The sequence below is a fragment of the Tateyamaria pelophila genome (genome assembly GCF_019966495.1).
In the GTDB taxonomy this organism is placed as follows: Bacteria; Pseudomonadota; Alphaproteobacteria; order Rhodobacterales; family Rhodobacteraceae; genus Tateyamaria; species Tateyamaria pelophila.
This window is the reverse complement of record NZ_JAIMIA010000121.1, coordinates 1-12911: the sequence shown is the minus strand read 5'-3', so window position 1 is coordinate 12911 and position 12911 is coordinate 1. Positions and strand designations below refer to the sequence as shown.

The window sequence follows — 12911 nt, the reverse complement described above, 5'->3', positions numbered from 1 at the left end:
CGTGACCCGGATATACGATCTCATCGACAAAATAGAAGGAAAACGAGCTTGACCCAGACACCCAATTAGAGAAGCGGCCCTTCGCCGCAAGTGCGAAATCGAAAGGGACGCTCGAAGAAAGCGGACACTCAGGGCATCGACCAGTTTTTTCTGTCGTGCAAACGCAGCGAAGGTCGGCAGTGAGCCCGAAGTGGACGCCTCAAGCAAGATCAGGGCCCTGCAAATTCCTCAATCATCTTGAGCATCTTGCCGAACTCTTTTTCGCTCTCAAAAAGCAGATGATTTGGACTGTCCAACTCAACAAATGCCGCCCCGGGAATTTGCGAAGCGAGGAGCTTTCCCTCTGTCAGCGGCGACACTGCGTCTTCGCTACTGTGCAGCACCAGAGTTGGGACTGTGGTCTTTGGCAACATCCCGACCACATCAACTTCGTCAAACACGGACCGAAACTCGGCGATATTCTCGCTCGGGCCACAAAGCTTCTGGAAATCGTTGAACCACTGCATTTGCTCTTTCGTTGCGTCCGGCATGAAAAGCGTCGTCAGCGTTTGACGCACAGCCGGATTGTCGTTGCCCCAGCAGGTGCGGATCAGGCCAATCAGTGCGTCGCTTTCTTCGATGTCGCGCGCGTTGCCTCGCATCCTGCGACCACGTGCATAGCCACCATTCAAGATCAAATGTGACACACGGTCCGGGTGCCTTTGCGCATAAGCAATCGCCACAGACGCCCCTTGAGACATGCCAAGAATGGCGACCTGATCATGCCCGTAGGTGTCAATGACGCATTCCATATCATCAACCAGACGGTCGAAGACGATATCCGTGTCGGCCCATTGTGACAGGCCATTTCCGCGCTGATCGTATCGGATCACCCGAAACCGGTCGGAAAGATGGGCGACGTAATCGCCATAGGCAGGGCTTTCCCAATCCATGACCAGATGGGTCATCCAGCTTCCCGCAAAAAGGAGCGGATATCCTTCGCCGGACACAGCATGCGCGATCGAGGTGCCGTCCTTCGATGTGCAGTACCTGACACCGGACATTTGCGCCGCACGGCTCAGGCGATCGGGCCTGAGGGTATATCCCGCCGTTTTGGAGACCGCACTGGCAGGTTTCAAAGTGACCGGACCAATCAGTCGGTACCCACGACGGCCAACGGTTTCGATAAACTGCGGTTCAGAGGCACTATCCCCAAGCGCCTTTCGGATTTCGAAGATGTATTCGCGAACAAGATCCGGGCTCACATGCAGCCCCTGCCAGACCTCAGCAAGGATTTTGTTGCGCGGCAGAACCGTCCCGGAGTTTCCGATCATGAAGGCAAGGATTTCCGTCGCCCTTGGCGACAGCTGACACTGATCAGCGCCCGACGATACACTACCGTCCTCCCTATCCAGCACCCACCGCTGCATCAGCCCCCTCAGTTCTCAGCGCAAAAACAACGATACACCAACGATACGAGAACGGAAACAAAGCGCCCACCAGCATATAAGCCCGTCCAGAAACGCACTCAGAGAAGGCCAATGCCCCAGTTATCCTCAGACAAATCAAGCACTCGCAAAGCGGCCACCGTTGCGCCCGGTCGCACCGCAAACCTCCTCAACTCTGACACGGATCTGTTCCTAGTCTATGTCGGGATGGAAACAGACCTGATCTTCACGCGCGGTATCGATCTTCCCGGATTTGCCTCCTATCCACTGTTAGAAACCGAAGACGGGCGCGCGTTTCTCAAGGAGTATCTGCGTAACTTGATCGACTTAGGCAGAGTTGAAGGAACAGGTGTTATTCTGGAAAGCCCGACATGGGTGGCCAACCGGGACCGCGCCGCACCTTTAGGGTATTCGCCTGCGCAACTCAGATACTTTAACCAGCAGGCCGTCGAGCTGATGGACGAGGTGCGTTCGGAAGCGCGTGATGTCCCAACACTGATCAGCGCAAACCTCGGCCCTCGGGACGATGCCTATGCGCCCGCAGATCAGATGAACGCAGATCAAGCCGAGCACTATCATTCCGAGCAAATCTCGGCTTTGTCGGCAACTGCTGTGGATGTCGTCAGTGCATACACCTTGGCCTATAGCGCCGAGGCTATTGGCATCGTGCGGGCCGCGCAGCGTTTCGACCTGCCGGTCATCATCAGCTTCACGGTGGAAACGGATGGGCGGCTGCCGACAGGGGAAACCTTGGCCGACGCCATCACCGCCGTGGATACCGCAACCAATGCCTACACCACGTATTTCATGATCAACTGTGCCCACCCCGACCATTTTGCCAAGACTTTGGTCGACGAGCCTTGGATTCAACGCGTCAAAGGCATCGTCGCCAACGCATCACGCTGCAGTCATGCGGAATTGGATGAAGCCGAAGAACTCGATGACGGAAATCCGCGCGAACTCGGCGAGCAACTCGCTGACATCAAGCGGAGGTTTCCCCACATTCGGGTCCTAGGCGGCTGCTGCGGGACCGACATGCGGCACATGAAGTGCATTGCCGAAGCATCGAAGTCTTAGAGAAAGTCGCCCATGCCAATCCGCGGACTTTCATGTAGTGCAATATTGGTTGATGCATCGCATTGAAAGCCAGCTTTCTCCCGCACAGCAGTCTTGACCTTAACCCAGCGACTGACCGCTCTGAACTCAGACTGGAAGCTTTGGCGACCCAAGCTATTCCTCCAAATTCATTGACAAGAAACTCAATCTCTCCGACGCAATTTCTGTATGATATGTTAGATCAACCTTTTCCAACTGCAGGGCGCTAGTCTCAGATGAACCCAGTTGAAACCAAGTACGCCAAAAGCGGGGATACTCACATCGCCTACCAGGTCGTCGGTGAAGGCGACTTAGATGTGGTTTACGTGCCCGGTTGGGTTTCTCATGTGGAGCTTTGTTGGAAGGAACCGACGCTAAATCGTTTCTTGTCCAGAATTGCGTCCTTTGCAAGATTGATCATTTTTGACAAGCGGGGAACTGGCCTTTCAGACAGGGTTTCAAATGATCAACTGCCTACACTTGAAGAACGCGCTGACGATCTGCTTGCGGTGATGGATGCAGCCAATTCCTCGCGCGCGGCGCTGATCGGTTTTTCAGAAGGTGGCAACCTTGCGGCTTTCTTTGCCGCATCACACCCTGAACGAACATCTGGGCTTGTTATGTTTGGCGCATTCGGCAAGCGCATAAGGAGCCCGGACTATCCTTGGGCGCCCACTCCGGAAGAACGCCAAAAGGACTATGAGTTCGTCGAACGAGAGTGGGGTAACTTGATGGACCTGGAGCACTACGCGCCCAGCAAAGCCAATGATGAGGCGTTTATGCGACGGACATGCGCCTACCTAAGGAGAAGCGCTAGTCCCGGTGCGGCTGTAACGCTGCTCAAGATGAATACAGAGATAGACTTGACCAATGTTCTTCCCGCCGTCCACGTGCCAACTCTCGTGTTGCACCGCACCGGTGATCGAGACGCGAATGTGGAAGAAGGGCGTTGGATTGCAGATCGGATTTCAGGCGCCCAGTTCAAGGAGCTGCCCGGTGAAGATCATTTTCCCTGGGTTGGAGACTCCGAAGCGATCATTGAAGAAATTCAGGCCTTTGTCACCGGTGAGAAACCCCGCCCTCCGAGTGAACGAGTTTTGGCGACGATTATGTTTACCGATATTGTTGGATCTACGGATCTAGCCCATCAGTTGGGTGATGCCGCGTGGAAAGACCTGCTCAACCAACATGACCAACTGTGCGTTCAAGCGATCAATGAGCATAATGGCCGACTGGTAAAAGGAACCGGCGACGGACTGCTTGCAACCTTTGACGGCCCTGGAAGGGGCATATCATGCGGAAAGAAAATCGTTTCCATCGCTCGTGGTTTGGGGCTTTCTGTCCGCTGTGGCTTGCATACAGGAGAATGTGAGCTTCGAGGCGACGAAATTGCAGGTGTGGCAGTCCATCTGGCCGCCCGCGTATCAGCACTGGCTGGAGCAGATCAGTTACTTGTTTCCAGAACCGTGCGAGACTTGGTTGCCGGTTCAGGCCATACTCTGCAGGATGAGGGCGAACATCTGTTCAAGGGATTTTCAGAGAAGTGGTCGATCTATTCGGTTTATCTCTAGACATTCATTTTTGCAGACCTGCGAAGAACTCAGTGTCGCAGCGAAAGCTCACTCCGTCCCGCACAACGGTCACACAACAGAAGCAACGCGAAGGTCCGCTCTGACCAGCTTCGCCGTTTCGCGCCATGACCGCTTTGGGCTGGGTGGTTTTGCACTGATTTGGTGCACACCTAGAATAGGCGCAGATTGCGCTTGGAGGTGTCGAATGACTAAGCCGAAACGATACAAGCGTTACAGCGCGGAGTTCAAACGGGAAGCTCTGCGCAGGGCTGCTGAAGAAGGGATGACGGACAAGGCTGTCTGCGATGAACTTGGGATTAGCACGCGGCAGTTCCGCCGCTGGCACGGAGAGATTGCAATACTCGTTTCAATTCGCCACTTGGTACAGCGGCCATTCCCCCGGTACTCCTTTAAGCTCGCGGCTACCAAGCGAAGTGAATTCTAAACCTGAACCAACAACCAAATCCTTCACTGTTTGTGAAGCTGCAATTGCTTGTGGCGCTGCCTCTGACATAATTCTGGCAGCTATATGAACCGCCAACCCGCTCAAGTCCTCGCCGCGCATCTCGCACTCGCCAGTGTGAATTCCAATTTGGCATTGCAGTCCGAGCCGGTCGATATCCTCGCCAATCGTTTTCGCAAACTCGATGGCTCGTGTTGGCCCACTGAAAGACAGAAGATAGCCGTCACCTGTATGCTTGATACGTCTGCCTCCGAACGCGGAAACTCTACGGCCAACATTCAAATCAAGTTGTTCGAGGATGCTCTTCCACCTCTCATCCCCCATAGTTGACAGGTGATCTGTTGAGCCAACAATGTCTAGAAACAGAATTGTCTTAAGCGCCCTGTCTACAGACGCACCAGATGTTTCACCAACCACAAATTCCTTGATTTCCGCAATGAGCCTGTCCTGATCTCCGTACCATACAATATGGTCGTTACCGGGGATTACCCTCAGTTCGGCGTTGGGAATGTTGTCTGCGATGAAGCGCGCGTTTTCTATCGGGCACCACAAATCATGTTCGCGATGAATGACCAAAGCCGGAGCTTGAATGATTGGTAGAACATCGCGGTAATCTATTTGATAGTTCATACGTGTGATCTGTTCTGCTGCACGCGGGCTTGCTGAAAACCGCAAATACGAGGCAAACCATTCTGCGACGGCTGGGTCGTCGGCGACACTTGGTGCACCATCTTTTAGCGCAAAAGGCTCTCCCCAGTTTTCGAGAAAGCTTGCGATTTGTGGTTCAACTTCCTCCGGCTTGACGCCATACGGATAATCTTCAGTCCAAACGTATTTTGGTCGGCTGCCATTGAGTATCAGATGGCTGACACGCTGGGGATATGTGGCGGCAAAAACTGAACACATAGCGCCACCTTCGGACACACCGAAAAGTACGGCCTTTTCAGACCCCACCGCATCCAAAACCGCATTTATGTCTTCAGATCGCTGTTCCAATGTCGCTACGCCGACATCGCGGTCCGACATACCTGTTCCGCGCTTGTCGAAAAATATGACCCTTGCCATGCGACCAAGCTTGGTCAGGAAACGCGCGTAATCTGGGCTTTCCCAAGCATATTCAACGTTGGTCAACCAACCTTGTGCGAAGAGCAGGTCAAACGGACCATCTCCGAAAACCTGATAAGCAATATTAAGGTCGCCACATTTGGCATAGTGAGTTTTAGGTCTGGGCAAGCTGTCCTCGCTTTCAATTGCGAAGATTGCCAGAAAGCGTTTCCTCTGTCACTTCGCTTGAAATGATAATCCATTGCGAAGCAGGCTATCTGCGCAGACACACGCAACGGCAAATTTGTCCCGCACTGCGACCGTTCGTCTTCCGGCTCGGCGTTGATTTCGTGTGCAACCGCAGCGAAGGTCGGCAGTGAGCCCATAGTTCCCTAAAACCTGTGTCGCAGCGAACGTCTGCTATCGCGGGAGACCCAAAAACTTCAGAAACGGCTTCGGTTATGAGCGGGTTTTTGAAATAACTTGAACCCGCATTCCCCAAGTAACTTGACTTTTTTGCGCCTCTGACAGCTCCTAATGTGTTATATTTCAGCATGTTAATTGGGCTGAGGGCGGCAGGTTATGGATCACCCTGAGGGTGCAAGCGAAGCGGGTGATGTTCGGCTTGGTTTTGACCGACGGGTGCGGCTGGAATTCCATGGTTCCAAGATCAGTTCAGACGGCGGTCTGCTGCTGTTCCGAGAACTCGATAAAGTCCTCGGCCTGCACGACATTGCTGGCGGATTGTTGAGAGATACGCGCACTGGCCATAATCGTCTGCACTCGCTGGTCGGTCTGTTGCGCCAGTCAGTCTTCGGGCGGCTGGCCGGATATGAGGACGTAAATGATGCGGATCGTCTGGCGCTTGATCCGGTGATGCGGCAGGTGGTTGGCGGGCGGGCTGTGGATGCCAAGGCCGCTTCTGCAAGCCAGATGGGACGGTTCGAGACCGAGGTGCTGGCGCCGACTGATAATCGCACAGCACTGGCTGATATGTCAGGACAATGGATTGACCGGGTTCACGAGCGCAAGCCGCCGAAGTGGATCACGCTGGACATGGACAGTTCCGTCAGCCCAACCCACGGCGCGCAAGAGGGCACCGCCTGGAACGGTCATTTTGGCTGTATGTGTTATCATCCACTGTTCGTGTTCAACCAATTCGGGCACCTCGAACGTTGCGCCCTGCGTCCCGGCAATGTGCATAGTGCGGGTGATTGGCAGACCGTTCTGAAGCCGGTCATCGCGCGATATGCAGACGGTCACCTGATGCGGTTCTTTCGGGCCGATTCCGCCTTCGCCATCCCGGAGCTATACAAAACGCTGGAAACAGCGGGCTATTTCTACGCCATCCGGCTTCGCGCCAATCGTGTCCTTCAGGACAGGATTGCGCATCTGCTCAAGCGCCCAGTCGGACGCCCACCAAAAGGCGTGAAGCGCGTCTACGGCGACTTTGAGTATCAGGCGGTGTCATGGGACAAGCCTCGCCGTGTTGTCGCCAAGGTCGAGTGGCATCCCGGCGAGTTGTTCCCGCGCGTCGGCTTTGTTGTGACCAACCTACCCATGGAGCCGGACTGGATCATCCGCTTCTACAATCAGCGCGGCACCGCAGAACAACATATCAAGGAGGGCAAGCACGCAATCAACTGGACGCGGTTGTCTTGCAAGGGCAAGGCGCAGAACGAGGTCCGCCTTCAGCTGCACGCACTGGCCTACAATCTCGGTGTCTTCCTGCAAGGCACTGATCTGCCTGAGGAGATGGCTGACTGGTCGCTGACCAACCTACAAACCCGTCTCATCAAGATTGGTGCACGAGTTGTTAGACACGCCCGCGCCATTACCTTCCAACTCGCTGAGGTTGCCGTCAGCGGTGACCTTTTCCGGCGCATACTGACGGCGATCCACGGGCTCCGCGCGCCACCGGCTTCAACATGACGGTATTATCAGCCAAAACCGAACGAACGCGGCTTCACAGGTCCGACCAAATGGGTGTCGACCAGACCGAACGCCGGGCCAAACCGGCCTTCAAGACCAGAAATCGCGCTCAGATCGCGCATCAGATGCCCGAACCATGGCAAACCGTGCACAAGAGGCTTGATCCGTGCGCAACGCAGCGACAAGATGGAAGAAAAGGCATCCCACTTGGGGAATGTCGGCTGAAACAAGGGCTTGACCTGCCTCTACGTATTATCCAGGTTTCTTGGCGGGAGAATCCATGGCTAACTGCCGTTCAGCCCGTCCGGCGGCGCGTTGCTGTTCCACCTTCTGAGCAAGCTCTATGAGCGCACAAGCGTCGTCATAACAACCAACCTCAGCTTAAGTGAATGGGCGCAGGTCTTCGGCGACGTAAAGATGACAACAGCACTGCTCGACCGGCTTACTCACCGCTGCCACATCCTTGAAACCGGAAACGACAGTTACCGCTTCAAAGCCAGCTCAGCAGCTGCAAAGAAAACCACAAAGGGGGCAGCCACATTGACCAAAGCATACCCGCCGATACATAACTATGAGCGGGTCAAATCTCGGTGAAATACCGGGTCAGTTCTCAGTGACATTCAACATCCAAGAGCCTTGATCGGCACGCAAAACCGGTGCAAACTGGAAAGAACGACATTCTACTTGGGGAATGTCGGTTTAAAGCCGCGATCCTGAGATCAGACAAACGCCTTGGGTGACGAGGAATGAACATTCGGATGACGATCAGCCATGTACTATAGTCCTTCTAGGAAATTTCTGTTTCTGCACGCGCGCAAGGTGGCCGGGTCTTCGGTGAAGGTGCAATTGGCGCGCCAACATGCGGATGATGACGTCATGATCGGCGGTTGGCCTGATGCGATCAGCCAAGGGGCAGACTATAACAAACGGGCCCTGCGCGCCGCCAAAAGCCAAAAGATGGCCTATACAAAGGCCTCAATCCGGAACTTTCTGCTGGGCAAGGGGTTTCGTCCAACGCCAAAAGAAATGAACCGCCTTATCAAGCATCATTATCAATCGCAATTTGGACTGGAAGGGGCCGCGCACGCGAACGCCGCGTCCCTCAAGCAAGGTCTCGGAGAGGGCTGGGATAGCGCCTTCAAATTCGCCTTTGTCAGGAATCCGTGGGATCACGCGGTCTCGGACTATTATTGGCGCAATGGTCAAAAAAAAGGAGTGTCTTTCAAAGAGTTCTTGCATCTGTTGCACGATCCGGCGACCCCCGACCCAAACGAAGTGCGCCCCCCGATCATTACAAACTGGTCCGTCTACACAATAGATGGTCAAATCGTGGCCGATTTCATTGGCCGATTTGAAAAATTGGATTCAGATTTAGCAGATGTGTCAAAGCAGATCGGAATAGATTTAGTCGCGCGCTTGCCACATTCGAAATCGAGATCAAATACCAAATCAAAATCGGTAGCAGACCATTACGATGACCAAAGCATCGCCTTAGTTCACGATATATATCGCAATGAGATCGAGGCGTTCGGATATCAGGTTCCGTTTTGAAATCCCGTCACGGCAGCGTTAACGACGATCCGCGCGCTCAAAGGCATCCTTGCAGCGACGCGCCGTAGACTCCGCACAGGTTTTAGGATCAAGCGGCACAGGGTTTGCCCGTTGAATGACGGCTGAAGCTGTCGTTTGCGATGCTTCAGGTTAGGTTTGGTTTTGCACCGGAATGTTTTCAAGCTATGCCGAGAGCCCGGTCGATGGCAGGCACTGCGGACACGAGTCCGATCCGCTGGGCTTCGTCCCGTAAGCGGTTGAGCGTGGCTACCGCCTCATCATCGCGCGCGCCTTGCTCCCATGCGGTAAGCCCGCGCGCCCGCGCCGAGTAGTATTCCGACCATGGGAGAGTTTCGCCCGGCGGAAACGCCGCAAGAGCATCGGCATAGCGGCTGACATCGTTCCAGTCGCCCCGATCAAGCATGACTTCGATGGCATCCCGGAAGAAAAAAGGTTGGTTATGTCCGACACAGCCGCTTTGGATGATCGCTTCGGCTTCTGCCAGCGCATCATCCTGTTCGTTCGTATCTTTTGTAATTCGGGAAAGATGTCCCAGCATTCTGGGTCCACCGAAAGAGAAACCCAGTTCCCGCGCCGCTGCGATCGACGTTCTGATCTTGGAAAGTGCCTCAGCCGACCGGCCCTGCGCATTCAGCCGGACACCCATAAATGCCATCGCTTCTTGGCTGAAACGCACAGATCCGAGCTTTTCTCCAAGAGCCGAAACATAGTTCCCGTACTCTTCGGCCGTCGACCAGTCGTTCAGTTCTGTAGCGGCGAACAGGCAGGCCGTCGCGGCGTTGAGTTCGGCCCTGTCATGTCCGACGCGGCGCGCTGCCTCAATGACCGTTTTCCCAAGTTTAATGGCCTCACGGAGTTCGAGCCGAAAAATTTTGGTCTGGCATATCTGCGCGGCGTTTGCGACTTCCGTGCGACCGAAAGCGTGCTCTCGACAGATTTCGACACATTCGGAAAGCACGTCATGTGAAGTGCTCATACGACCGGCCACGTAGGCCGCGTCGCCTAGCCCGCCCAGCCCGCGCGCCTCCCCTTCGGCCGATCCGATTTGCCTTGCGAGATCGATGCTGTGTCTGTGACTGGCTTCGCAGCCAGTGATGTCGCCTTTCGGGAACAACAGATTGCCCCGCAAATGATGCAGGCGCATCAGGACGTCCTTGAGATCTTGCGCTTCGGCGATTGGTTGCGCCTCGTCCACAAGAGCAAGCGCTTCGTCTATGCGTTCAACGATGCGCATTGCTTCGGCGATACCCAACAGGGCGATGCTCCGTTCCGTTTGGTTGCTGTGCCTGGCAAGCGCCTCTTGCCAAGCGTCAATCGAACGCTCCGGTTCACCAAGCTCTCGCAGAAGTTCGCCTAGCATTGCGCTGAGGGCAAAAACGGTCGACGGCTCCACCGCAAGCGCCAGGCCGCGCTCTGCCAAGCGACGGGCGTGTTCGAGCCTGAGAGATTTTATCTGCGCCTCGGCCGCTGCGCGGTAGGCTTCGGCGGCACCCTCATGCCCGGCCTGTTCCAGATGTTCGGCACGCAATGGCAGATCGCTCTCTTTAAACCAATCTGCTGCGGTAAGGTGCAGCTCATTTCGTCGGGATCTCAGCAGCGAGCCATAGATGACATCCCTGACAAGCCCATGCACGAACAGAAAATCTTCGCCCTGCTCCCGGACAAGCTGGTGCAGTGTAAGCCGTGAACAGTCGTAGCCGGTATCGTCAATCAAATGCTGCAATGCGACAAGGGTGAAGCGCTGACCGAGAACCGATGCGGCCTGAACGACAGCCTTGTCTGCGATCGGCAGCCTGTCGATGCGCGCCTGTACGATGCTCTGAATCGATCCGGGAACCTGAAACTCGCCGGTTTCCTCTGCACTCCGAAGAAGCTGTTCGAGGAAAAGCGGGTTGCCTGCAGCCCGTTCGATGCAGGTTCGTGCGAACTTGTTTGCCGTACCGACAAAGTTTGCCGCCATCCCCATAGCGTCGGCAGGGCTCAGCGGACCGAGATCAAAGGTCATGAAGGACGTGCTGGCGATCTGACCCCGCCAAGACGGACCAAGCGGATCGCCTTCGATTCTCGAAGTCAACACAATCAAAATGGGGGCGTCAGAAGCGCCACGACCAAGTTCGGCGATCTGCTGAAGCACGATCTTTTCCGCCCAGTGCAGATCCTCAAAAACGATCAGTCGTGGACGTTTGTTACTCAAGTGGCGGGCCAGGGTGACTACCGTCTTCAGCTTCCCGACATTGCGAGTGAGATTGTCCATCGCATCGTACATTGCCTGGCTCTCCGCCGACTGCGGCAGATCGAGAAGGTCGTTGAGGTGGGCCTTGCTTTTTTCCGAAACTGCTCCGTCGGAGATTGTCTGCCGCACTGCCGCCTGTCTGCTTTCCAGATCACCTGCGGCGGGCAGGTCGAGGAGACTGCGCACCAATATCCGCACAGGGTCCTGTCCCTTGCCGACACCGAAGTCGAGGATCTGAGAGCGATGACAGACGAAGCCGCGATCAACAGCGAGGCGACAAAATTCAGTTGTCAGACGGGTCTTTCCGATTCCAGCATCGCCCCGGATATGGATGAGCTGTCCCTGTCTGGCGTCCTCGCAGGCTTCAAGTGCGATCCTGAACTGCCGGGTTTCTGCCAATCGGCCTACGAACGGGCGGTCAGGAGGCGCATCAGACGAGGTTTGGCTTCCGTGCACTGAATAAACACGAACCGGGACGGCCAGCCCCTTCACCGAGATTTCTCCCATATTAGTTGCTGCGAGTGCGGTTCCAACAGCCCGACGGACCATTTCAGAGACATACACATCGCCTGCCAGCGCCTTGTCTGTAAGCCTTGCGGCAAGGTTCACGGAATCTCCGGTTACCGTGTAATGGTTGTCTGATCCGAATCCGCTCGCTACGACTTCTCCGCTGGCAATCCCTATATGGGCCTCCAAAGGGCGGCCAATGCGCTCCGAAATGCCGGGCATTGCCTCCTGAATCGCGACTGCTGCGCGGACAGCTCTTTCCGCGTCGTTCCCATGCGATACTGGCGCGCCGAATACGGCCATCACGCTGTCGCCGACATGCTTGTCAACTGTTCCTCCGAAATCGCGGATGAGTCCATCGACTACTTCAAAATAGACAGCAAGTAACTCATGCACTTCCTCAGAATCTATTGACGATGACAGTCGGGTGAACCCAGACAAATCAGCAAACAGAACCGTCACTTGCCGTCGTTCGCCCGTTTGTTGCTGCGCAATTGCCCCAGGGTCCTGCGCACCAACTGCAACGGCCTCATCTGGTTGATCATCAGCACCGAGGCTTGCAATCGCTTCCAGCAGCTTGCGTCTGTGTCCCACCGCGGTGACACCGATATCCTTCAGATCATCAGCCGTAAGATGAGCGAGCACCTGCCCATCGACACGGTTCTCCTCAAAGGCGACGAAATATTCGCCAAGCCCGAGACCTTCAAGCCAAGCGCGTATATCGATCTCCATGCGGACGATATCCTTAGTCTGTTTGTTGTCTGTACCAGAAAATGTGTCGTTGGGTCTATTGCGAAGGGTCAAAAGGCCCGGTCGACGACGTCAGCGAGCGTCCGAAGGCGGCTGAATGCGCCATTTGGAAAATCTGAGCGAACGACCGAAAAGTCCGCACTGCGTGCATTCGGCTCCTTTCTGATTTTGCAGATGCAGCGAACGGCAGGTTCGACGGGCCGCATCGCAGCATACAACATGTTTGGCCAAGGTCCGGTCTGGGCCGGTTCTGAACCCCAATTCTTGGAGTGCTGCTCAGTCCGGTTCTGCCGCCTCCCACCTACCAACAGAGAATT

At 55.3% G+C, this 12911-nt stretch carries 9 protein-coding genes and 1 pseudogene; 6 read left to right on the top strand and 4 right to left on the bottom strand.

Annotated features, from left to right (window positions below; translation table 11 throughout):
* Nucleotides 1-209: 209 nt before the first annotated feature.
* A complete protein-coding gene (locus tag LC354_RS22805) occupies nt 210-1409 on the bottom strand; it encodes an alpha/beta fold hydrolase (RefSeq protein WP_223428205.1) in 1200 nt (399 codons plus the stop codon).
* Nucleotides 1410-1520: 111 nt separating this feature from the next.
* On the opposite strand from LC354_RS22805, the gene LC354_RS22800 reads away from it, so the two are divergent.
* The 3 genes from LC354_RS22800 to LC354_RS28110 all read left to right on the top strand — a co-directional run bounded on the left by LC354_RS22800 (nt 1521) and on the right by LC354_RS28110 (nt 4538).
* Nucleotides 1521-2504, top strand: coding sequence for a homocysteine S-methyltransferase family protein (locus LC354_RS22800; protein WP_223428203.1), 984 nt, complete (start codon nt 1521-1523; stop codon nt 2502-2504).
* 254 nt (nt 2505-2758) lie between these two features.
* Nucleotides 2759-4093 carry an adenylate/guanylate cyclase domain-containing protein gene (locus LC354_RS22795; protein ID WP_223428196.1) on the top strand — a complete coding sequence of 445 codons (1335 nt, stop codon included), beginning with the start codon at nt 2759-2761 and terminating at the stop codon, nt 4091-4093.
* Nucleotides 4029-4538 (top strand): transposase, encoded by a 510-nt coding sequence (locus LC354_RS28110; RefSeq protein WP_399204172.1) that lies wholly within the window; start codon nt 4029-4031, stop codon nt 4536-4538. Before LC354_RS22795 ends, LC354_RS28110 begins: the two co-directional genes overlap by 65 nt.
* Here LC354_RS28110 and LC354_RS22785 read toward each other — a convergent pair.
* The gene (locus tag LC354_RS22785) at nt 4461-5789 is read right to left on the bottom strand and encodes an adenylate/guanylate cyclase domain-containing protein (RefSeq protein WP_223428195.1); all 1329 of its coding nucleotides are present in this window, start codon (nt 5787-5789) and stop codon (nt 4461-4463) included. The genes LC354_RS28110 and LC354_RS22785 overlap by 78 nt on opposite strands.
* A gap of 393 nt (nt 5790-6182) precedes the next feature.
* On the opposite strand from LC354_RS22785, the gene LC354_RS22780 reads away from it, so the two are divergent.
* Entirely contained in the window at nt 6183-7532 is a 1350-nt protein-coding gene (locus LC354_RS22780; RefSeq protein WP_223428194.1) for an IS1380 family transposase, read from the top strand.
* An 8-nt stretch (nt 7533-7540) separates the two neighbouring features.
* Here the strand turns inward: LC354_RS22780 and LC354_RS22775 are convergent, their stop codons facing one another.
* Nucleotides 7541-7762, bottom strand: a complete 222-nt coding sequence (locus LC354_RS22775; RefSeq protein ID WP_223428190.1) for a hypothetical protein — start codon at nt 7760-7762, stop codon at nt 7541-7543.
* A 58-nt stretch (nt 7763-7820) separates the two neighbouring features.
* On the opposite strand from LC354_RS22775, the pseudogene LC354_RS22770 reads away from it, so the two are divergent.
* Both LC354_RS22770 and LC354_RS22765 read left to right on the top strand, forming a co-directional pair.
* A pseudogene (locus tag LC354_RS22770) lies at nt 7821-8126 on the top strand (ATP-binding protein); the annotation flags it as partial.
* A gap of 177 nt (nt 8127-8303) precedes the next feature.
* Nucleotides 8304-9083 carry a sulfotransferase family 2 domain-containing protein gene (locus LC354_RS22765; RefSeq protein WP_223428188.1) on the top strand — a complete coding sequence of 260 codons (780 nt, stop codon included), beginning with the start codon at nt 8304-8306 and terminating at the stop codon, nt 9081-9083.
* A gap of 178 nt (nt 9084-9261) precedes the next feature.
* Here the strand turns inward: LC354_RS22765 and LC354_RS22760 are convergent, their stop codons facing one another.
* Nucleotides 9262-12576 (bottom strand): adenylate/guanylate cyclase domain-containing protein, encoded by a 3315-nt coding sequence (locus tag LC354_RS22760; RefSeq protein ID WP_223428187.1) that lies wholly within the window; start codon nt 12574-12576, stop codon nt 9262-9264.
* Nucleotides 12577-12911 lie beyond the last annotated feature (335 nt).

What these genes read in the sequence shown, in the direction of transcription:
- LC354_RS22805 (WP_223428205.1), bottom strand. Translation starts at nt 1,409, where the DNA reads ATGCAGCGGTGGGTGCTGGATAGGGAGGACGGTAGTGTATCGTCGGGC.
- LC354_RS22800 (WP_223428203.1), top strand. Translation starts at nt 1,521, where the DNA reads ATGCCCCAGTTATCCTCAGACAAATCAAGCACTCGCAAAGCGGCCACC.
- LC354_RS22795 (WP_223428196.1), top strand. Translation starts at nt 2,759, where the DNA reads ATGAACCCAGTTGAAACCAAGTACGCCAAAAGCGGGGATACTCACATC.
- LC354_RS28110 (WP_399204172.1), top strand. Translation starts at nt 4,029, where the DNA reads ATGAGGGCGAACATCTGTTCAAGGGATTTTCAGAGAAGTGGTCGATCT.
- LC354_RS22780 (WP_223428194.1), top strand. Translation starts at nt 6,183, where the DNA reads ATGGATCACCCTGAGGGTGCAAGCGAAGCGGGTGATGTTCGGCTTGGT.
- LC354_RS22765 (WP_223428188.1), top strand. Translation starts at nt 8,304, where the DNA reads ATGTACTATAGTCCTTCTAGGAAATTTCTGTTTCTGCACGCGCGCAAG.
- LC354_RS22760 (WP_223428187.1), bottom strand. Translation starts at nt 12,576, where the DNA reads ATGGAGATCGATATACGCGCTTGGCTTGAAGGTCTCGGGCTTGGCGAA.